Below are 19,565 nucleotides of genomic sequence, written 5' to 3'. Positions count from 1 at the left end.
GCATCAATCGGGTAACGGGCCCTCCCGCTTTCCGGCCCGGGTGCGGAAAACTGACCGCGGGAGTCGGGTGAAGTGGCTCCGGTGGTGGCCCCCGCACGCCACCGGCACGCGCCGCGAGCCCGTGCCGGGGCCCCGTGCCAGGGCGCCTCGTCCGGCACGCTCCCATGCTCCCGGTACCGCGTGCCCCGCACATCCGGGAAAACCCCACTCCCGGGCGGTGGTTTCCCGGGACGACACGGAAGGAGCGCGGTGAGGGCCGTCCCCCGCTGGCCGCTCTGGCTCGGCGCGCGGGTCCGCCGCGCCCTCGGCGCGGGCACGGCGGTCGCCGCGGCCGCGCTGGCGTGCGGCTGGCCGTACTGGCGCGGGCACCCGGCCGAGGCCGCGGTCACCCTGGCGTGCTGCGGCGGGTTCGCGGCCGCGGGCGGCCTGCTCGCCGCCGGCCGGCTCGGGCGGCGCACGGGCGCGGCGTTCCTCTTCGCCGCCGCGGCCTGGGCGGTCACCTGGACGGGGGCCTGGAACGCCGGCGCGGCGCCGCTCGTGTCGGTGTTCGCCCAGTCGGTGTTCTTCGTCGCGATCGGCGTCGGCGTCGTCATGTACCCGGGCGGTCGCCTGGCGGGCGCCGCCGCCCGGCTGTGGACGGCCGCCGCCGTCGTGATCATGGTGGGCGGGCAGGCGCTGCTGTGCGCGGTGTCGCGGCCCGGCTGGAACGGGTTCCACGCCTCGGCGGCCTGGCCGTCCGTCCGGCCCGACCAGGAGGTCTTCCGCTGCGCGCAGCGCGGCGTGACGGCCGCGATGGTCGCCCTCGCGGGCGCGCTGGTGGTCCTGCTGCTGGCGCGGCTGCCCCGGACGGGGCGGCTGGACCGCGCCTTCACCGTCCCCGTCGCGGCCGCCGTGACGATCGGCGTCAGCGCCGCGCTGGCCGTCCAGGGCAGGCTCCTCGGCACGGCGGTCACCCTCGACGACGTCCTGCGGGTGTACTTCATCCAGGGTTTCTGCGCCACGACGCTGCCGGTCGTCTTCCTCCTCACCGCGCTGCGCGCCCGCCTGTCCGAGCTGACCGTGGTCGAGCGGATGAACCGCCTCACCGCCCCCGTGTCCGTGGAGAAGGTCCGCGACGCCCTGCGCAGCGTCCTCGGCGACGCCGCCCTCGACCTGTGGCTGTGGGCGGACGGCGGCTACGTCGGCGCGGACGGCCGCACGGCGGCCTCGCCGGAGGCGCCGCCGGGCCGCTGGCGGCGCGAGGTCCGCACGTCCGGCGGCGAGCCCCTCGCCACCGTCGACGTCGCCGCCGCGCTGCGCGACCACGAGCCGCTCGTCGAGGCGGCGCTGACCGCGGGGGGCCGGGCGCTGGAGACCGTCCGCCTGCAGGCCGCCGCGCAGGCCGCCCTCGAACGGGCCCGCGACGCCCGGGAGCGCCTCGTGCGCGTCCAGGCCGCCGAGCGCGAGCGGCTCGCCGCGGACCTGCAGCGCAGCGCCCGGGCCCGCCTCCGCGCGCTGGAGCGGACGCTCGCCCGGCTGGAGGACGCCGCCGCCGACCCCGCGGCCCGCGAGCAGGCCCGGATCTGCCGCCGCGAGCTGGCCGAGGCCGTCGCCGAGCTGGACGACCTGGCCCGCGGCGTGCACCCGGCGATCCTCGCGGACGCCGGCCTGGCGCCCGCCCTGGAGCTGGTCGCGGCCCGCGCCGCCGTGCCCGTCAGGCTCGACGTCCCCGCCGGCCGCTTCCCGCGGGAGATCGAGTCGACCCTCTACTTCGCGCTCTGCGAGGCCCTCGCCAACGCCGTCAAGCACGCGGGGGCGGGCGTGGTCGAGCTGGCCGTCCGCCCCGGCCCGGACGAGATCGTGGCGGAGGCCCGCGACGACGGTGCGGGCGGCGCGGTCCCGTCCCCGCGCGGCGGCCTCGCCGGCCTGACCGACCGCGTGCGGGCCCTCCGCGGCCGCGTGGCCATCGAGAGCCCGCCAGGCGAGGGCACCACCCTCACCATCACCCTCCCGGCCCGCACGGAAGCCGGAGGCGGTTCCGCCGGCTGAGCCCGCAGGGCGCGCGTCAGCCGGCCGCGGACGCGGGCCAGACCTCCGTGAGCGGCACGCCGACCGACCCGAGCAGCCGGTGCAGGACGGGCAGGGACAGTCCCATCACGTTCCCGGCGTCCCCGTCGATCCCCTCGACGAACCAGGCCCCGAGGCCTTCGAGCGTGAACGCGCCCGCGACCTGCAAGGGCTCGCCCGTCCCGATGTAGGCGGCGATCTCGTCGTCGGTGGGGGAGCCGAAGCGCACGTCCGTGCTCGCCGTCGCGGTGACGGCCGCGCCCGTGGCCGCGTCGACCACGCAGTGGCCGGTGTGCAGCGTGCCCGTCCTGCCGCGCCTGGCCCGCCACCAGGCGGCGGCCTCCTCGGCCGAGCGCGGCTTGCCGAACGGCCGTCCGCCGAGCTCCAGCAGCGAGTCGCAGCCGACGACCAGGGCTCGGTCCACGGTGGCCGCGACCGCGGTCGCCTTGGCACGGGCCAGTTCCACGACGAGCGAGGCGACCGAGTCGGCCGTGACGGCGTCCTCGTCCACGCCGCTGACCACGACCTCCGGGTCCAGACCGGCCCGGCGCAGGATCTGCAGCCGGGCGGGGGAGGCGGACGCCAGCACGATGTTCGGCACCGGCACAGCCTAAAGTGTGGCGCCCGTGATCAGCGCGCGCCCGGGGTCCGGGGCTTACTCTGGGCAGATGCGCGATGATCCCGGCGTCCACGCGGACCTCCACGCCGACCTCTACGCGGACGTGGCCCGGCGGGCGGTGGCGGCGGCGCTCGAGGTGGCCCGCGCGAACTTCGGCCGGACGCTGGACATCGAGGTCAAGGGGCCGCGCGGCGACGTCGTCACGGAGGTCGACCGGGAGGCCGAGCGCATCATCGTCGCCACCCTGCACGAGCGGTTCCCCGGCCACACGATCGAGGCCGAGGAGTCCGGCACGCTCTTCGCCGGATCCGACCACGTGTGGCTCGTCGACCCGCTGGACGGCACCAACAACTACGCCTACGGCCTGCCCGTCTACGGCGCGGCCGTGACCCTGTGCCACCGGGGCGAGCCGGTCGTCGCCGCCATCGGGGAGGCGCACACCGGCGACATCGCCTGCGCCGTGCGGGGACGGGGCGTGACCGTGAACGGCCGGCCCTTCCAGCGGGCGGCGCCGCCGCGCGCGGCCCTGCCCGCGACCGCCCTCTGGGTCGGGTACCAGACCCAGGGCGACGGCCATCTCGGCGTGCTCACCTCGCTCCTGCACGAACGGAGCCGGCGCCTGTTCTCGACGTGGGCGCCGACCGCCGACGTCTTCCTCTACCTGCGCGGCGGCCTCGACGCGATCACCGTCTACCAGTGCACGGGGACCGAGCTGCTGGGGTCGCTGCTGATCCTCCGGGAGGCGGGCGCCGAGGTCACCGGAGCCGACGGGCGGCCGGTGCGGAACCTCGCCGACCTGCCCGGGCTCAGCTTCGCCGGATCCCCGGCGGTCACTCTTCCGCTGGTGGACGCCCTGTCTCCGGCAGGAGCTCCCTGAGCTCGGACCGGAGCAGCGCGCGCTGCCGGTCGAATTCGGGGCCGAGGCCCGGATCGGGCTCGCCGATCAGCTCCGCCAGGTCCCGCAGCGCGGACCGCTCCCGCTCCAGCAGGTACCGGCGCCGGTCGGGGTGGCGCAGCAGCGCGCGCAGCGTGTAGAGGTCCATGACCCGGATGCGGCGGTAGGCCGGGGTCTTCAGGTGGCGGACGGTGGCCCGGAAGAAACGCCCGCACTCCGGGTGGTTGTCGTCCACCCACAGCCCGTCCCCGAACGCCTGGTCGCCGTAGTAGATGCGGTTGTAGCCCATGTGGAAGGACACGGCCTCGTGGTCGGCCTCCATCCGCTTGACGAACTCGTCGAGGAGGTCGTGCCGGTCGTGGTGGAGGGCGTCGGCCACGGCGACCGCGCGCTGGAGGAACGGGTGCTCGGGGAACAGCTCCCCGGACCGCAGGCGGTCCATGGTCCGCGCGTCCGCGACGATCGGCAGCAGGTTGGCGGCCTGCTGCGCGGCCATCAGGTAGCCGGTGCCCGCGTCGATGTCCACCTCGCCGAGCACGGCGAGGAACGTCGCCTCGGTCGCGGCGCGCCGGTCCGGGTCGGCGGCGGTGGTGAGCAGCAGCTCCCGGACGAAGTCGATGACCTCGTCCGGGAGGGGGTGCAGCAGCAGCTCGGTGCGGTCCGCCCGGTGCTCCGCGCGCCGCTCGTCCAGGCAGGTCACGACGTGGCGCGCCACGCAGAACTCGAAGAACGACTTGTGCACGAACCGGTAGCGCCGCCGGTCGTTGGAGATGATCAGGAAGGACCGGTGGACGAGCTCGCGGCAGACCTCGTCGACGGTGCCGTCCACGAGGATGCTGGACTCCAGCCAGCGCCCGGCGATGCGGCGCAGCTCGTCGGCCTCGACGAGCAGGTCCTTCAGCTCGAAGTGGCCCCAGCCGCGGCCCGACGCCAGCGACTTGGAGAAGATCTCCCAGGCCACGCACTCGATCAGCGCGCCCTTCTGCCACCAGGTCAGCTTCGAGGGCTCCTTCGCCTGCTCGCGCTGCAGCCACTTGTCGACGTACCGGCTGTAGATCGCCGAGGTCTCGCCGCCGTGGCCGACGGACAGGAACCCGTCGGCGTCGTGGTCCCGCAGGACCAGGTCGAGGAGCACCTCGGCGGTCATCCGCAGGATCAGCGGCCTCGCGACGGCCTCGCGCAGGGACGGGTTCCCGCCGATGATCCTGATCAGCTCGCCGGCCAGGTCCGGCCGCCCCCGCGCCGCGGCGTACCAGCGGAGGAAGGCCGTGCCCTGCTCCTCGAACCGCAGCGGCAGGAGGCGGCCCTCGCTGCTGAACCCGGTCATCAGCTCGGTCGCGTCGACGTAGATGCTGTAGAACGCCGTCCGCGACGTCAGCAGGGACGGCACCCGGAACAGGCCGAACAGGCTGTCCGGGACGATGCTGGTCAGCAGGTGCGGCGAGCGCATCACCGGGGCCTCGTCGAGGCCGTCGCAGACCAGGATGATCCGGTCGTCGTCCAGCAGCCGGGCGAGCTTGGGGACCTCCGGGAGGGTGACCTCGGCCGCCAGCTGCTCCCGCAGCCACAGCGCCTGCTCCTCCGCCCGCGTCAGGCCCGCGTCCGGCGGGCGGGTCTGCGGCCTCATGGCGTTGAGGTGCAGGAAGACCGGGCAGGGGGCCGTGCGGGGTGCGGCGGCGAACGCGTCGGCGAGGCGGGCGAAGACCAGGCCGGCGATGAGGGACTTGCCCGATCCCGGCTCGCCCATCAGCATGACCTTCCCCCCGCCGCGCAGGACGTCGGTGACGACGTCCACGATCGGCCCGCCGCCGCGCAGGGCCCCGGAGCCGGAGAAGAACGGGTCGACGAAGCCGAAGCCGGCCCGCAGCCGCTCCTCGTGCGTGCGGAGGGACGCGGGCCCGTCGACCGGCAGGCGCGCGGCCAGCGCCTCGACCTCCGCCCGGTGGTAGGCGCGGAGCCGGCGGCGCTCCAGCAGCCCGAGCCGGCGGCGGAACGCCAGGAACCGGGCGCCGAGGGCGGCGAGCAGGACGCCGGCGGCGACCGCCGACAGCCAGTGGGAGGCGAGGAAGAGCAGGAGGAAGGCGGGGACGGCGGCGAGGGTGCCGATCCAGTCCAGCAGTTCCCGGACCGCCCTGATGTGCCGTAACGCGGGCGCCTGTCCGGAGGAGGACCTGACCGGTCGGTTCATCTGGAGCTGACCCCCTGCTGCGCGGGTGGGGCGATCGCCCGATCGGCCGTCCGTATTGGTCTTGTGGTTTCTAGTGGATCACATCGCTTCGTCCCCGTACATCTGCGTGAGTGTTGATTTGTACGCGCAGCGGGGTGATCAGGGGGCGGGGCGGACGATGATGGGGAGCAGGTAGCGGCGGGCGAAGGCCCGGGCGCCCTCCTCGTCCAGCGGGATGTGGCCCTCGGGGGTCAGGACGAGGGAGTGGGTGAGGCGGACGAGGATCTCGGCGACGACCTCGGGGTCGACGTCGGCGGGGGCGGCGCCGAGGCGCTGCGCGGTGCGCAGCCGGCCGGCGATGTAGCCGCGGGCGGCGGCCAGCAGCGGCCCCGCCTTGACCGTGGAGTGCGGCAGGATCAGCTCCGGCTCGACGACCATGAGGCGGTTGACCAGGCGCTGCTCGCGGCCGATCCGCAGCGCGACCGCGAACCCCTCGACGAGCCGCTCCTCCAGGGTGGGGAGCGCGGCGACGGCGTCGTCCAGCTCGGCGAAGAAGCGCCGCGCCTCGCGCAGCAGGACGCCCGTGACCAGGTCGCCCTTGGTGGGGAAGCGGCGGTAGATCGTGGCGCGGCCGAGCCCGGACTCACGGGCGACGTCGTCCATCGTCGTGCGCCGCGGCCCGTAGGCCTCGAAGGACCGCAGGGCCGCGTCCAGGATGCGGTCGGTCTGCGGCTCGCTGTCCGGCCCGGCGGTGAGCAGGGTGCGCAGGAGGTCGTCGTCGCTCGTCATCTCGGGGCCGACTCTAGCCGCCGCGCGCGCGGCGCATGGCGCGGGCGGCGACGGGCGCGCTAGCGCGGGGACAGCGCGTCGAGGGCCTGCTCGGCGGTCGGATGCGACACCAGGTGCCGGTCCAGGCCGCTGCGCTCGATGATCGTCCGGAACCGCCGGTCCAGCCCGGCCAGCACGAACTCGCCGTCGGCCCGGTGCGCGGCCTTCCAGATGATGATGAGCGCGTTGAGGCCGGAGGAGTCGCAGAACCCGACCCGGGCGGCGTCCAGCGCGACCAGCGGCGGGCCGCCCATGCCGCGCATGTCGTCGAGGACGCGCTCGCGCAGGATGTCCGCGGTCAGGATGGTGAGGTCCCCCTCCGCCTCCACGAGCAGGCAGGGGCCGCGCACCTCGGTGCGCACCTCCAGCGTGTCGGCGGCGGGCTCCGCCGGGTCGCCGGCTCCGAGAGACATGCTGATCACCTTCCGTTCGTCGCCGGGCACCCGGCGTACCCGCGAAAGGGGCCGGTCATGCAGCCGCGCCCGCCGGTCAGCCCGTCCGGACGTACTCGATCGCCTCGTCGGCGAGGCGCCGCGCGGTGGCCTCGTAGCGGTCCCGCAGGTCCAGCAGGACCTGCTGGCCGCGGACGGCGGGCCATCCGGCGGGCAGGTGCTCGACGGGCAGCCGGGGGTCGGCGCGGACGAGCTGGAGCCACTCGGTGGTCATCCACAGGTACCGGGCGAGGTCGTCGGGGGCGTGCGGGAGCGGGGCGGGGCGGTCCCAGCGGTCCAGGAACGCGCGGTAGCCGTTCGCCAGCCCGTCCAGGTCGAACGCCTCGCGGAGCATGTGCGGGACGTCCGTCGGCTCCTCGGCCGGGCCGGCGAACACCTTCAGGTGCCCGTTCAGGTTGAGGCCCGCGACGATCGGGCGGACGTCCACCCGGGACGGCGCGATCCACGTGCCGTTGCCGAGCGACCCGAACCCGGCCCAGGTCAGCCGGGCGCGCAGGTCGTGCCGGACGCGCTGCCACGACTCGGGCATGGAGAAGGCGAGGACGGTCCAGCTGCCGTCCCAGTCGGTGTTGAGCACGCCGCGCCGCCAGACGCGGTCCTCGCCGTCGTGCAGGATGCCCTCCGACCTCGGGGTGAGCCCGAAGTGCATGCGGCGGCCCTCGCGGTGCCGCGCGAGCAGGCCGCGGCCGACCATGCGGGTCAGCGTCGACCGGACGGCGTGCTCGCCCACGCCGAGCCGCGCGAACGTGTCGATGAAGCTGCCCGAGAAGACCGCGATGTCGCGTCCGAGCACGTAGTTGCCGAGGTAGGTCAGCATCAGCGACTGCGGACGGAGCCTCGGGGACGGCTCGTCGGACGGCACTGACCCGGCCGCGCTGTGTGCACTCACCCGTTCGGCTCCCGTCATCCCGCCAGCGTAACGACGGGACCGGGGCCGCCCGGACCGCCGTCGCGCTGATGTTGGGCAAATCATTGACTGCCGTGAAGAATACGCCTAACTTCGGGGCACGCCCACCCCGGGAGGTCCCCAGTGCGCAAACTCGTCCCGCTTCTGGCCGCCACCGCTCTCGCCGCCGCCGCGTGCGGCTCGTCCGGCGGGTCCGGCGGCGGCTCCACCCTCAAGATCGGCTTCATCGAGTCGCTGACCGGCAACTACGCGCCGCTCGGCGGCGAGGCGAAGAAGACCGTGGAGCTCGCCGTCGACCAGATCAACACCGCCGGCGGCATCGACGGCCGCAAGATCAAGCTCATCACCCTCGACGACCGGACCGCCCCCGACCAGGGCGTGCTGCACTTCAACAAGCTGAAGTCCGAGAAGGTCACCGCGATCATCGGCTCGACGTTCTCCAACGTCGGCCTCGCGGTGGAGCCGCTCGCCGAGCGGGAGCGGATCCCCTACGTCTCGCTGAGCCCGGCGGACGAGCAGGTGAACCCGATCCGCAAGTACACGTTCGTGGTCCCGGCGATCTCCTCCACCTACGCCGAGGCGATGCTGTCGTACTTCAAGGCGCACCAGATCACCAAGGTCGCGGTCGCCTACGACACCAAGAGCGCCTACGCCAAGGCCGGCTTCGCCGGGATGCAGAAGTACGCCGGCCAGAACGGCGTGCAGATCGTCAAGGAGGAGACGTTCGAGACGACCGCCTCCGACTTCAGCCCGCTGTTCACCCACGTCCGCGACTCGGGCGCGCAGGCCCTCGTCGCCTGGGCGAGCGGCCCGCCCGGCGTCACGCTGGCCAAGCAGTACCCGTCGTCCGGGCTGAAGCTGCCGCTGTTCATGACCGGATCGCAGGCCAGCAAGCTGTGGCTCGAACCCGTCGGGCAGGCGGCCGAGGGCGTGTACGTCCAGTCCGCGATCGGCGTCGTCGCCGACCACCTGCCGGACGGGAAGCTGAAGCAGTCCGTGGAGGAGATGTCCGGGCCGTTCGAGCAGAAGTACGGCTACGAGCCGCCGCAGTTCGCGATGGACGGCTACGCGGGCGTCAAGCTGCTCGCCGCCGCGATCGACAAGGCCGGCACCGACCGGGAGAAGATCCGGGACGCGCTGGAGAGCCTCACCCTCGTCACCCCCTGCGGGCAGTACACCTACTCCAAGACCGACCACTCCGGCCTGAAGCCCACCGACATCTCCATGAACCAGGTCAAGGACGGCAAGCTCGTCCCCACCGAGTGGTCGGTGAAGCAGCTCGCCGAGACCGCGAAGGCGGCCGGATGACGCCCCTGCTGGAGATCGGCGCCGTCGGGCGCGCGTTCGGCGGCGTCTACGCCGTCCGCGACGTCGCGATGACGGTCGCCGAGGGCGAGACCCGCGCCGTGATCGGCCCGAACGGCGCGGGCAAGTCCACCCTGTTCAACCTGATCAGCGGCCACCTCGCCGCCGACCACGGCACGCTCGCCTACGGCGGGCGGCCGATCGACCGGCTGCCGCCGCACGCGCGCGCCCGGCTCGGCATCGCGATCGTCTTCCAGGGCGCCCGGCTCTTCCACGGGATGACCGCGCTGGAGAACGTCATGGTCGGCGCGCACGCCCGCACCCGGCACGGGTTCCTGTCCGCGACGCTGCGGCTGCCCGCGCACCGCCGCGAGGAGGCCGGGATCCGCGCGGACGCGCTGGCCGCGCTCGACCGGGTCGGGCTGCGCGACTGGGCGCACCGCTCGGCGGACGTCCTGCCGCTCGGCCAGCAGCGGTCGCTGCAGGTGGCGCGGGCCCTGTGCGCGCGGCCCCGGCTCCTGCTGCTGGACGAGCCGGCGTCCGGGCTGCGCGCCGCCGAGCGGGAGGCCCTCGCCCAGCTGATCGAGAGCCTGCGCGCGGAGGGGCTGACGATGATGCTCGTCGAGCACGACGTCGCGTTCGTCGCCCGCCTCGCCGACCGGGTCGCCGTCCTGGACCTCGGCCGCCTCATCGCCGAGGGCACCCCCGAGGAGATCCGCGCCGACCCCGCCGTCATCGCCGCGTACCTCGGGCAGGAGGCCGCATGACCGATCGCAGCGAGCGCAGCGAGCGGAGTGAGGGCATGCGGCGGCCCTTGCCGGGGGGTGCGGGGGGTCGCCCCTCACAGGGAGCCCGCATGAGTGCCGCGGTCATCGAGGTGGAGGACCTCGTCGTCCGGTACGGGACGGCGACCGCGCTCGACCGGGTCGGGCTGACCGTGCGGGCCGGGGAGCTCGTCGCGCTCATCGGCCCGAACGGGGCGGGCAAGACCTCGCTGGTCAACGCGGTCCTCGGCGTGCTGCGCCCGGCGGCGGGACGGGTGGAGCTGCGCGGGCGGGCCGGGCTCGTCCCCGAGGGGCGGCAGATGTTCGACGACCTGACCGTCGAGGACAACCTCGCCCTCGGCGCCTGGCGCCGCCGCCGCGCCAAGGGCGCGCGCGACACCGCGCGCGTCTACGAGGTGCTGCCGCAGCTCGCGGAGCTGCGCGGGCGGCGGGCCGGGTCGCTGTCGGGCGGGCAGCAGCAGATGGTCGCGTTCGGGCGGGCGCTGATGGCCGACCCCGACGTCGTCGTCGTGGACGAGCTCTCGCTCGGCCTGGCCCCGCTCGTCACCGCCGACCTCGCCGAGCACCTGCGGGCGCTGAACGCCGAGCGCGGCCTCGCCGTCCTGCTGATCGAGCAGAACGCGCGGCTGGCGCTCGACCTGTGCGGGCGCGGCTACGTGCTGGAGGCGGGCCGCATCCGGGCCGAGGGCACCGCCGCCGACCTCGCGGCGGGCCCGGACGTCGCCGACGCCTACCTCGGCGGGCGCGCCGGCAGGGAGGGGGAGAGGTGAGCGCGTTCCTGCAGTACCTCGTCTCCGGGATCGCGGTCGGCTGCGGCTTCGCGCTGCTGGCCAGCGGCCTCGTCGCGATCCACCGGGTGACCCGGGTGGTGAACTTCGCGCAGGGCATGTTCGCCGTCGTCGGCGGGATGGCGGCCGGCTCCCTGCTGGGGGCCGGGCTGCCGCACGGCGCCGCCGAGGCGGCGGCCGTCGCCGCGGCGGGCGCGGTCGGCCTCGCGGTCGGGATCGCCGCCACCGGGAAGCGCGGCACGTCGCCGCAGTCGGCGCTGATCGTGACGCTCGGGGTCGGGTTCCTCGCGTACGCGGTGGAGATCATGATCTGGGGCGACAGCCCGCGCTCGCACGCCGGGCTGGGCGGCGCCGTCACGCTGTTCGGCGCGCACGTCCAGAAGCAGTCGTTCCTCGTCATCGGCGTCGCGGCGGCCGTGTTCGCGCTGCTCGCGCTGTTCTTCGGGCGCACCTACGCGGGCAAGGCGCTCAGCGCGTGCGCGTCCAACCCGTACGCGGCGCGCACGATGGGCATCGACCCGCTGAAGATGGGCCTGGTCGCGTTCGCGCTCGGCGGGATGCTCGGGGGCCTCGCCGGGGTGCTGCTCACCCCGCTGCAGCCGATCTCCTACAACAGCGACGTCCTGCTGATCACCAACGGGTTCGCGGCGGCGGTGCTCGGCGGCCTGAACCGCCCGGTCGTCGCCCTCGCCGGCGCGCTGACGCTGGGCATCGCCGAGGCGATGGTCGCGGGCTACGGCGAGGCGTCCTACCAGACCGTCGTCGCGCTGGCGCTGATGCTGGCGATCATGATGGTGCGGGCCTCGCGGAGGACCGCGCTGCAGGAGGAGGCCGCCCGATGAGCGTGTCCGTCCGCAAGCCCCCGCCGGTGGCCGCCCCCGCGGCGCGGCGGCGGCCCTCCGCCGGGACGCTCGCCGCGGCCGCCGCCGCCGTGCTCGCGCTGCTCGTCCCGGTGCTGCTGCCCGACACGCAGGTGTCGGTGTACGTGCTGCTCCTGCTGTCGGCGACCGTGGTCGTCGGGCTGTCGATGCTGATGGGGTTCGCCGGGCAGGTGTCGCTCGGCCAGGCGGCCTTCACCATGATCGGCGGCTACACGGCGGCGCTGACCGCGACGCACGGCCTGCCGACCTGGCTCGGCCTGCTGCTCGCCCCGGCCGTCGCGGCGGCGTGCGCCGCGCTCGTCGGCGTGCCCCTGCTGCGGCTGCGCGGCCACCAGCTCGCGTTCGCGACCCTCGCGATCCAGCTCATCCTGCTCAGCCTCGTCGGACGGCAGGACTGGACGGGCGGCGACATCGGCCTGCAGGGCGTCCCGCGCCTGCGGGTCGCCGGATACGAGTTCGCGGGCGAGGTCTCCTACGCCTACCTGGCCCTCGGCGCCCTCGGCCTGGTCGTGCTGATCACCCGGCACATCGTCACGTCCCGTCCCGGGCGCGGGCTGCGGGCGCTCGCGACCAGCGAGGTCGCCGCCGCGTCGTCGGGGGTGCCGGTCGCCGTCTACAAGCAGGCCGTGTTCAGCCTGTCCGCCGGGTTCGCGGGCCTCGCGGGCGGCATCTACGCCTTCTACATCGGCTACGTCGCACCCGGCTCGTTCCCCGTACTGCTGTCGTTCGAGTACGTCGTGATGGTCGTCGTCGGCGGCGCCGGGACGATCTGGGGCGCGCTCGCCGGAGCCACCGCGATCACGCTGCTCCTGCAACTGCTGAACGACATCGGCACCCGCGAGGGGATGCCGGCGTCGGCGCCCACTGTGCTGTCCTACGCGGTCTACGGGCTGCTGCTGATCGTGGTCGTGCTGTTCCTGCCGAAGGGCCTCGTGCCGTCCGCCGCCGCGTGGTGGGATCGGCGCAGGGCCCCGGAACCGACGGAGGAGTGACGCGCATGCGCAACGAAGGACTCGGGTCGTGGCCCGCGCGCCGCGCCCGCAAGACACCGGGGGCGGCCGCCCTCGTCCACGAGGGGGCGGCGCTCACCTACGCCGGGCTGCTCGGCCGCGCCGCGCGCCTCGCCCGCGCGCTGCGCGGCCTCGGGATCAGGCACGGCGACCGGGTCGCCTACCTCGGCCCCAACCACCCGTCGTTCCTGGAGACGCTGTTCGCGACGGGGATGCTCGGCGGCATCTTCGTCCCGCTCAACACGCGGCTCGCCGGGCCGGAGATCGCCTACCAGCTCGCGGACTCGGGCACGTCCGTGCTGGTCCACGGGCCGTCGCACGCCGAACTGGTGGACGGCGTCCGCGGCGCCGCACCCGTCCGGGAGCACATCGGGCTCGACGCCTACGAGGAGCTCCTGGCCGGCGAGGACGACGACCCGCTCGACCTGCCCGTCGCGCTCGACGACCCCTGCATGATCATGTACACGTCGGGGACGACCGGGCGGCCCAAGGGCGCGACGCTCACCCACGGCAACATCACCTGGAACGCGGTCAACGTCCTCATCGACCACGACCTGGTCGCGGGCGAGGTGGCGCTCGTGTCGGCGCCGCTGTTCCACACCGCCGGGCTCAACATGCTCACGCTCCCGGTGCTGCTCAAGGGCGGGACGTGCGTGCTCACCGCCGTGTTCGACCCGGCCGCGACGCTCTCTATGATCGAGGAGCAGCGGATCACGTTCATGTTCGGGGTGCCGACGATGTTCGAGCGGGTGGCCCGGGAGCCGGGCTGGGCCGAGGCCGACCTGTCCTCGCTGCGCATCCTCACCTGCGGCGGCGCGCCGGTGCCGCCGTCCCTCATCGAGACCTACCAGCGGCGCGGGCTGACGTTCCTGCAGGGGTACGGCATGACCGAGGCCGCTCCCGGCACGCTGTTCCTCGACGCCGCCCACGCCGTGTCGAAGGCGGGCTCGGCCGGGGTGCCGCACTTCTTCAGCGACGTGCGCGTCGTCGGCCCCGACATGGCGGACGTCCCGGCAGGGGAGACCGGCGAGATCGTCGTGCGGGGCCCGCACGTCATGCGCGGCTACTGGGGGCGTCCCGACGACACCGCGGCCGTGTTCAGCGACGGCTGGTTCCGCAGCGGCGACGCCGCCCGCCTCGACGGCGACGGCTACGCGTTCATCGTCGACCGCATCAAGGACGTGATCATCTCCGGCGGCGAGAACGTGTACCCGGCCGAGGTCGAGCACGCGATCCTCGCCGCCGCCCCCGACGTCGTCGAATGCGCGGTCTTCGGCGTCCCGGACGCCGCCTGGGGCGAGGTCGGCCGCGCCGTCCTCGTCGCGCGGCCCGGCGCGGACGTCGACCCGGAGAAGGTGCTCGCCGCCCTGTCCGGCCGGCTGGCCCGCTACAAGATCCCCAAGTCGGCGAGCCTGGCCGCGGAGATCCCCCGCAACGCCGCGGGGAAGATCCTCAAGGCGCGGCTCCGGGAGGAGTACGGCGACCCATGACGGCCGACAGGGCCGCCGGCAGGGGCACCGGGACGCGGCCCACGGTCACCAGCCGCGTCCTGGACATCCTGGAGGCGTTCTCCGCCGAGCGCGCCGCGCTCACCATCACGCAGATCAGCCGCCGCGCGGGCCTGCCGCTGTCCACCGCGCACCGCCTCGTCGGCGAGCTGGCCGCCTGGGGCGCGCTGGAGCGCGACGCCGACGGCCTGTACCGGATCGGGCTGCGGCTGTTCGAGGTCGCCGCGCTCGCGCCGCGCGGGCCCGCCCTGCGCGCCGCCGCGATGCCGTTCCTGGAGGACCTGTACGAGGCGACGCACGAGAACGTCCACCTCGCCGTCCTGGACGGCCTCGACGTCGTCTACATCGAGCGGATCTCCGCCCGCGACGCCGTGCACGTCCTGTCCCGCGTCGGCGGCCGGTGGCCCGCGCACGCGACGGGCGTCGGCCTCGCGATGCTCGCGCACGCCGACACCGCGCTGCAGGAGCGCGCCATCGCCGGGCCGCTGCGCCGCTTCACCGACCGGACCATCGCCACCGGGCCGGACCTGCGGCGCGTCCTCGCCGAGGTCCGGCGCACCGGCGTCGCGATCAGCGACGGCCAGGTCGAGACGTTCGCGCTGTCGGTCGGCGCCCCCGTCTACGGCCCGGACGACCGGGTCGTCGCCGCCGTCGCGATCGTCGTCCCGTCCGACGGCTGGGACGCGCGGGCGCTGATCCCGGTGGTCCGCGCCAGCGCCCGCGGCATCTCCCGGGCCCTCGGCGCGCCCCGCGCGCTGCGCCCCCCGGAGACGGCGCTGCACAACCGCTGACCCGGGTTCTTCCGTCCAGCGGAATGCGTGTGGCCCCCGTCACCGTCCCCCCGCGAAGGTCGTCGTGACCCCATCGATCACGGAGGAACACCCCATGGTCTTCGCGCGCAACCAGTGGTACGTGGCCGCCTACAGCCAGGAGATCGGCGACGGCCTGTTCGCCCGGACGATCTGCGGCGAGCCCCTCGTCATGTATCGCACCCGGGCCGGCGAGGCGGTCGCCCTGGCCGACCGCTGCGTGCACCGCCGCTTCCCGCTCTCGGAGAGCAACCGGGACGGCGACAGGATCGTCTGCGGCTACCACGGCTTCACCTACGCGCCCGACGGCGTGTGCGTCGCCGTCCCCGGGCAGACCCGCATCCCGCGCACCGCCCGCGTCCCCGCCTACCAGGTCGTCGAGCAGGACTCGTTCGTCTGGGTCTGGATCGGCGACGGCGAGGGCGACCCCACCGCGATCCCGCGCGCGACCTGGTTCGACTCGCCCGAGTACACGACCGTCCGCGGCATGGAGCCGCTCGCGGCCCGCTACGACCTGCTGGTCGACAACCTCCTCGACCTGTCCCACGAGACGTACCTGCACGCCGGCTACATCGGCACGCCGGAGGTGGCGCAGACCCCGATCAACACGGAGGTCGACGAGGAGGCCGGCATCGTCTACGTGAGCCGCCGCATGAAGGACGTGGAGTGCCCGTCCTTCTACTCGGAGTCGACCGGCATCGAGGGCCGCATCGACCGCTGGCAGGACATCGAGTACTACCCGCCGTGCCTCTACCTCCTGCACAGCCGCATCGCCCCCACCGGCGTGGAGCCCGGCCCGGACGGCGACGACTCCAAGGCGTTCCACGTCGAGATCGGCTACGCCATCACCCCCGAGACGGAGACGAGCACCCACGACTTCTGGCTCGTCGCCCGCGACTTCGCCCTCGGCGACGAGAAGGTCTCCACCTTCCTCGCCGAGAGCAACCGCACGGTCGTCCTCCAGGACGTCGAGGCGCTGAACATCCTGGAGAAGGTCATCGCGTCCGAGCCGGAGGGCTACCAGGAGCTGTCCATCAACATCGACACCGGCGGCCTCGCCGCCCGCCGCATCCTGCAGCGGCAGACGGCCCGATGAGCTCGGGCCGCCTGCGGGTCGAATGGTCCCCGGGCTCGGACACCCTCACGGGCATCTGCCACTGCGGCGCCCACCACACCGCCGAGGACCCGATAGAGATCTGGACCTGGCTCCTGGCCCACCCTGACCACCCGGCCTCGTAGCGTCAGCCGATGTCGCGGCGGCGGAAGGCCGTCAGGCCTGCCGCCGCCAGGGCGGCCGCCGCGGTGGTCAGGGCCGCCAAGGGGAGGGCGGAGAATGCGGCGCCGGGGAGTCTCGGGGTGTGGGTGAAGGGCGAGATGTCCAGGACGGCCTGCGGGACGTCGAGGAGGGGGCCCACCTGGCCCAGCAGCAGGCAGACCGTGAGGACGGCCCAGCCGGCGGACGTGGCGCGGGGGAGGACGGCGAAGAGCAGGAACGTCGCGGCGGCGATGACCCAGACGGCGGGCAGCTGCGCGAGGGCGGCGCCGAGCTGGCGGGGGAGCTGGCCGGCGAGGTCGTGCGTGCGGGCGCCGTGGACGGTGCCGACGGCGATGCCGGCGACCGCGAGCAGGACGGCCGTGCCGGCGGCCGTGACCGCGAGCCCGGAGACGGCCCAGCGGATGCGGCCGACGGCGGTGGCGAGGACGGGTTCGAGCCGCCCGCCGCTCTCCTCGGCGCGGAGCCGCTGGACGCTCTGCACGGCGTAGGCCGCGGCGAACAGGCCCATGATGCCCATGGCCGTGGCGAGGAGCGCGTCGGTCAGGTTCCGCTGGCCGCCCAGCCGGCGGATGTCGTCCGCGATCGCCGCGTTGTCGCCCGCCAGGTCGCCGGCCCCGGCCGCGATGCCGCCGACCACGAGCCCGTACACCAGGAGCCCGGCGGACCAGCCGAGCAGCGTGCCGCGCTGCAGCCGCCAGGACAGGGCGAGCGGACTGCGCAGTGAGGGCGCGGCGGTCTCCGGGCCGAGGGAGGAGGCGAGGAGCCCGGCGCCGAGGTCGCGGCGTCCGGTCAGCGCGTAGGCGGCGGCGATGAGCAGCACGGACGCGGCGAGCGGCAGGAGGAGGACGGCCCACTGCTCGCCCGCGCACGGCCGCACGTGCTGCGCCCAGCCGATCGGCGACAACCACGAGAGCCAGTGCGCCGCGCCGGCGTCCGCCGCGGCCCGGAGCAGGTACGCCGCTCCGAGGACGGTGAACGCGAGGCCGTTCGCCGTCCGGGACGTCTCGGCGAGCTGCGCCGCGACCGCCGCGACACCGGCGAACACCAGCCCGCTGCCGAACCAGGACAGGCCGAGCGCGGCGGCCCCGGCGGCGGGCAGACCGAAGAGGACCAGCACACCGGTGACCGCGGCCGCCAGGGTCGCGGCCGCCGTCACGGCCGTGAGGAGCGCGGCGGTCAGGGGCGCGCGGCGGCCGACGGCGGCGGCGCCGACCAGCTCCAGCCGGCCGGTCTCCTCCTCGGCGCGCGTGTGCCGGACGACGAGCAGCACGCACATGACGGCGGTGAACGCGGCGCCCGTCGCGCCGACGCGCCACACGGTGAGCCCGTCGGCCGTGCCGCCGTTCAGGACGGGCCCGTACAGCGCCCGCGTGGACGGGTTGCCATTGATGCCGCGCGTGAAGCTCGCGAGGGCCTGCGGCGTGTCGTACTCGCGCCCGAAGCTGCAGGCGTTGCTGGAGACGTAGGCGGTCAGCCCGTAAATCCAGGCGGGCATCATGATCCGGTCGCGGCGCAGCCACAGCCTCAGCAGCGGGCCCGCGCCGGACAGGCCGCCGTCGCGGCGGGCGGCGCGCGCCGGCGGGCGCAGGGTCGTCGCGGTCATGAGGCCGCCTCCCCGGCGAGGTCGTCCTCGTAGTGGCGCAGGAAGAGCTCTTCGAGGGTGGGCGGGCGGCTGGTCAGGGCGCGTACGCCGATCCGCGTCAGCTGCTGGAGCGCGGCGTCCAGCTGCGGGGTGTCGACCTCGAACGCGATGGAGTTGCCCTCGATGCGGACGTCGTGCGCGCCCGGCAGCGGGATCCCGTCCGGCGGCCCGGCGAGCTCGGCACGGACGGACGTGCGCGTCAGGTGCCGCAGGTCGGCGAGCGTGCCGGTCTCGACCGTCCGGCCCCTGCGGATGATCGTGACGCGGTCGCAGAGGGCCTCGACCTCGCTGAGGACGTGGCTCGACAGGAGCACCGTCCGGCCGCCCCGCCTCTCCTCCCGCACGCACTCCTGGAAGACCTCCTCCATGAGGGGGTCGAGCCCGGACGTGGGCTCGTCCAGGATCAGCAGCTCCGCGTCGGACGCGAACGCCGCCACGAGGGCGACCTTCTGGCGGTTGCCCTTGGAGTAGGCGCGGCCCTTCTTCTTCGGGTCGAGCTCGAACCGGCCGAGCAGCTCGGCGCGGCGCCGCTCGTCGAGGCCGCCGCGCAGCCGCCCGAGCAGGTCGATGACCTCGCCGCCGGACAGGTTCGGCCACAGCGTCACGTCCCCCGGGACGTAGGCGATGCGGCGGTGCAGGGCGGTGGCGTCGCGCCAGGGGTCGCCGCCGAGCAGCCGGGCGGTGCCCGCGTCCGCGCGCACCAGCCCCAGCAGCACGCGGATCGCGGTGGACTTCCCGGCGCCGTTCGGGCCGAGGAAGCCGTGCACCTCGCCGCGCCGGACGGACAGGGCGAGCCCGTCCAGGGCGCGCGTCCGGCCGAACGTCTTGACCAGGCCCTCGGCCTCGACGGCGTCATCCATCGTTCCGCTCCTCGGTGAGTGCGGCCTCGTAGGCGTCCATGGCCGCGTGGCCCTGCTCGGCGAGTTCCGGGCTGAGCATCCGCCCGGCGAAGACCTCCAGGACGGCGCGCCGCAGCCGCAGGGAGCCCTCGGTGGTGAAGGTGTCGGCGCCGAGCACCCGCGACAGGTGCTCGTGCAGCACCTCGACGCCGACGGTCATCGCGACGATCGCGGCGGAGAACGCGTGCGCGTCGCGGGTGTCGGGGGTGGTGAACCCGGGCGGCGGGTCGGTGAGGTACCGCTCGGTCGTGTCGACCAGGTCGTCGAACAGCCGGGCCGCGGCGGCGGACCCGTCGACGAGCGCGCGGGCGAGGTAGCGGCGCACCGGCAGGCCGAGCCGCTCCGCCCACGCCTGGAAGCCGGGGTCGCCGGCGCCGCCGCTCGCGTCGCTGAGCCGGCGGACGGTGTCGAGCGTGTAGGCGTCGCACGCCTCGCGCAGCTCGTCCTTCGACCCGAAGTGGTGCTGGACGAGCCCCACCGAGACGCCGGCGGCCTCGGCGATCCCGCGGAACGTCGCGCCCTTCATGCCGCGCTCGGCGAACTGCAGCAGCGCCGCGTCCCGGATGCGGGCGCGGGCCGTCAGATCCTCGGTCGCGGGGTCCCTCTCCGCCGCCATGCATGACTCCAATACAAGCGTTCAATCTCCAATATGCATGTATACCATACGCATGTATTGTCGAAAAGCGTGCGCGGGGGTGACCTTGAAGGGGAAGTTAGCTTAGGCTAGCCTCACCTTGTGTTGTCGCCC

General features: G+C 74.6%; 18 protein-coding genes. 10 read left to right on the top strand and 8 right to left on the bottom strand.

Features of this window, described 5'->3' with window-relative positions; all coding sequences use genetic code 11:
• Positions 1-249 precede the first annotated feature (249 nt).
• Positions 250-2,028, top strand: a complete 1,779-nt coding sequence (locus ABFX46_RS21535) for an ATP-binding protein (RefSeq protein ID WP_346044572.1) — start codon at positions 250-252, stop codon at positions 2,026-2,028.
• Positions 2,029-2,044: 16 nt separating this feature from the next.
• On the opposite strand, the gene ABFX46_RS21530 is transcribed toward ABFX46_RS21535, so the two are convergent.
• The gene (locus ABFX46_RS21530; protein ID WP_346044570.1) at positions 2,045-2,647 is read right to left on the bottom strand and encodes a Maf family protein; all 603 of its coding nucleotides are present in this window, start codon (positions 2,645-2,647) and stop codon (positions 2,045-2,047) included.
• A gap of 67 nt (positions 2,648-2,714) precedes the next feature.
• On the opposite strand from ABFX46_RS21530, the gene ABFX46_RS21525 reads away from it, so the two are divergent.
• Positions 2,715-3,542, top strand: a complete 828-nt coding sequence (locus ABFX46_RS21525; protein ID WP_346044568.1) for an inositol monophosphatase family protein — start codon at positions 2,715-2,717, stop codon at positions 3,540-3,542.
• Here the strand turns inward: ABFX46_RS21525 and ABFX46_RS21520 are convergent.
• From ABFX46_RS21520 to ABFX46_RS21505, 4 genes are all read right to left on the bottom strand, one after another.
• The gene (locus ABFX46_RS21520; protein ID WP_346044566.1) at positions 3,496-5,748 is read right to left on the bottom strand and encodes an NACHT domain-containing protein; all 2,253 of its coding nucleotides are present in this window, start codon (positions 5,746-5,748) and stop codon (positions 3,496-3,498) included. The two genes, ABFX46_RS21525 and ABFX46_RS21520, sit on opposite strands and share 47 nt — an antisense overlap.
• A 138-nt stretch (positions 5,749-5,886) precedes the next feature.
• Entirely contained in the window at positions 5,887-6,516 is a 630-nt protein-coding gene (locus ABFX46_RS21515; protein WP_346044564.1) for a TetR/AcrR family transcriptional regulator, read from the bottom strand.
• Positions 6,517-6,575: 59 nt separating this feature from the next.
• Positions 6,576-6,968, bottom strand: coding sequence for an STAS domain-containing protein (locus tag ABFX46_RS21510; RefSeq protein WP_346044562.1), 393 nt, complete (start codon positions 6,966-6,968; stop codon positions 6,576-6,578).
• A 76-nt stretch (positions 6,969-7,044) separates the two neighbouring features.
• Positions 7,045-7,896, bottom strand: coding sequence for a PaaX family transcriptional regulator C-terminal domain-containing protein (locus ABFX46_RS21505; protein ID WP_203597594.1), 852 nt, complete (start codon positions 7,894-7,896; stop codon positions 7,045-7,047).
• Between the two features lie 141 nt (positions 7,897-8,037).
• On the opposite strand from ABFX46_RS21505, the gene ABFX46_RS21500 reads away from it, so the two are divergent.
• The 8 genes from ABFX46_RS21500 to ABFX46_RS21465 all read left to right on the top strand — a co-directional run bounded on the left by ABFX46_RS21500 (position 8,038) and on the right by ABFX46_RS21465 (position 16,096).
• Positions 8,038-9,222: an ABC transporter substrate-binding protein gene (locus ABFX46_RS21500; RefSeq protein ID WP_346044559.1), complete on the top strand. Its 1,185-nt coding sequence runs from the start codon at positions 8,038-8,040 to the stop codon at positions 9,220-9,222.
• Positions 9,219-9,986: an ABC transporter ATP-binding protein gene (locus ABFX46_RS21495; protein ID WP_346044557.1), complete on the top strand. Its 768-nt coding sequence runs from the start codon at positions 9,219-9,221 to the stop codon at positions 9,984-9,986. Before ABFX46_RS21500 ends, ABFX46_RS21495 begins: the two co-directional genes overlap by 4 nt.
• Before the next feature lie 89 nt (positions 9,987-10,075).
• Positions 10,076-10,774 carry an ABC transporter ATP-binding protein gene (locus ABFX46_RS21490; protein WP_346044555.1) on the top strand — a complete coding sequence of 233 codons (699 nt, stop codon included), beginning with the start codon at positions 10,076-10,078 and terminating at the stop codon, positions 10,772-10,774.
• Positions 10,771-11,634, top strand: coding sequence for a branched-chain amino acid ABC transporter permease (locus ABFX46_RS21485; RefSeq protein WP_346044553.1), 864 nt, complete (start codon positions 10,771-10,773; stop codon positions 11,632-11,634). Before ABFX46_RS21490 ends, ABFX46_RS21485 begins: the two co-directional genes overlap by 4 nt.
• Positions 11,631-12,665, top strand: coding sequence for a branched-chain amino acid ABC transporter permease (locus ABFX46_RS21480; RefSeq protein ID WP_346044551.1), 1,035 nt, complete (start codon positions 11,631-11,633; stop codon positions 12,663-12,665). The genes ABFX46_RS21485 and ABFX46_RS21480 overlap by 4 nt, the downstream gene beginning before the upstream one ends.
• A gap of 5 nt (positions 12,666-12,670) precedes the next feature.
• Positions 12,671-14,173, top strand: coding sequence for an acyl-CoA synthetase (locus tag ABFX46_RS21475; RefSeq protein WP_346044549.1), 1,503 nt, complete (start codon positions 12,671-12,673; stop codon positions 14,171-14,173).
• Positions 14,170-14,982, top strand: coding sequence for an IclR family transcriptional regulator (locus ABFX46_RS21470; protein ID WP_346044547.1), 813 nt, complete (start codon positions 14,170-14,172; stop codon positions 14,980-14,982). Before ABFX46_RS21475 ends, ABFX46_RS21470 begins: the two co-directional genes overlap by 4 nt.
• A 94-nt stretch (positions 14,983-15,076) precedes the next feature.
• The gene (locus ABFX46_RS21465; protein ID WP_346044545.1) at positions 15,077-16,096 is read left to right on the top strand and encodes a Rieske 2Fe-2S domain-containing protein; all 1,020 of its coding nucleotides are present in this window, start codon (positions 15,077-15,079) and stop codon (positions 16,094-16,096) included.
• A gap of 145 nt (positions 16,097-16,241) precedes the next feature.
• Here ABFX46_RS21465 and ABFX46_RS21460 read toward each other — a convergent pair whose 3' ends face one another.
• Genes ABFX46_RS21460 through ABFX46_RS21450 form a run of 3 tightly spaced genes read right to left on the bottom strand, consistent with a single transcriptional unit; the run spans position 16,242 to position 19,433 of the window.
• Complete coding sequence (locus ABFX46_RS21460) at positions 16,242-17,879, bottom strand: ABC transporter permease (protein WP_346044543.1); 1,638 nt, start codon at positions 17,877-17,879, stop codon at positions 16,242-16,244.
• On the bottom strand, positions 17,876-18,778 hold the full coding sequence (locus ABFX46_RS21455; RefSeq protein WP_346044541.1) for an ABC transporter ATP-binding protein: 903 nt from the start codon (positions 18,776-18,778) through the stop codon (positions 17,876-17,878). Before ABFX46_RS21455 ends, ABFX46_RS21460 begins: the two co-directional genes overlap by 4 nt.
• Entirely contained in the window at positions 18,771-19,433 is a 663-nt protein-coding gene (locus tag ABFX46_RS21450; protein ID WP_346044539.1) for a TetR/AcrR family transcriptional regulator, read from the bottom strand. Before ABFX46_RS21450 ends, ABFX46_RS21455 begins: the two co-directional genes overlap by 8 nt.
• Positions 19,434-19,565: the final 132 nt, after the last annotated feature.

Origin of the sequence: Actinomadura chokoriensis (assembly GCF_039529475.1) — a bacterium.
In the GTDB taxonomy this organism is placed as follows: Bacteria; Actinomycetota; Actinomycetes; order Streptosporangiales; family Streptosporangiaceae; genus Spirillospora; species Spirillospora bangladeshensis.
The sequence above is the reverse complement of the archived record's forward strand: the minus strand, read 5'-3'. Positions and strand labels throughout refer to the sequence as shown.

What these genes read in the sequence shown, in the direction of transcription:
- ABFX46_RS21525 (WP_346044568.1), top strand. Translation starts at nt 2,715, where the DNA reads ATGCGCGATGATCCCGGCGTCCACGCGGACCTCCACGCCGACCTCTAC.
- ABFX46_RS21520 (WP_346044566.1), bottom strand. Translation starts at nt 5,748, where the DNA reads ATGAACCGACCGGTCAGGTCCTCCTCCGGACAGGCGCCCGCGTTACGG.
- ABFX46_RS21515 (WP_346044564.1), bottom strand. Translation starts at nt 6,516, where the DNA reads ATGACGAGCGACGACGACCTCCTGCGCACCCTGCTCACCGCCGGGCCG.
- ABFX46_RS21510 (WP_346044562.1), bottom strand. Translation starts at nt 6,968, where the DNA reads ATGTCTCTCGGAGCCGGCGACCCGGCGGAGCCCGCCGCCGACACGCTG.
- ABFX46_RS21495 (WP_346044557.1), top strand. Translation starts at nt 9,219, where the DNA reads ATGACGCCCCTGCTGGAGATCGGCGCCGTCGGGCGCGCGTTCGGCGGC.
- ABFX46_RS21490 (WP_346044555.1), top strand. Translation starts at nt 10,076, where the DNA reads ATGAGTGCCGCGGTCATCGAGGTGGAGGACCTCGTCGTCCGGTACGGG.
- ABFX46_RS21480 (WP_346044551.1), top strand. Translation starts at nt 11,631, where the DNA reads ATGAGCGTGTCCGTCCGCAAGCCCCCGCCGGTGGCCGCCCCCGCGGCG.
- ABFX46_RS21475 (WP_346044549.1), top strand. Translation starts at nt 12,671, where the DNA reads ATGCGCAACGAAGGACTCGGGTCGTGGCCCGCGCGCCGCGCCCGCAAG.
- ABFX46_RS21470 (WP_346044547.1), top strand. Translation starts at nt 14,170, where the DNA reads ATGACGGCCGACAGGGCCGCCGGCAGGGGCACCGGGACGCGGCCCACG.
- ABFX46_RS21465 (WP_346044545.1), top strand. Translation starts at nt 15,077, where the DNA reads ATGGTCTTCGCGCGCAACCAGTGGTACGTGGCCGCCTACAGCCAGGAG.
- ABFX46_RS21460 (WP_346044543.1), bottom strand. Translation starts at nt 17,879, where the DNA reads ATGACCGCGACGACCCTGCGCCCGCCGGCGCGCGCCGCCCGCCGCGAC.
- ABFX46_RS21455 (WP_346044541.1), bottom strand. Translation starts at nt 18,778, where the DNA reads ATGGATGACGCCGTCGAGGCCGAGGGCCTGGTCAAGACGTTCGGCCGG.
- ABFX46_RS21450 (WP_346044539.1), bottom strand. Translation starts at nt 19,433, where the DNA reads ATGGCGGCGGAGAGGGACCCCGCGACCGAGGATCTGACGGCCCGCGCC.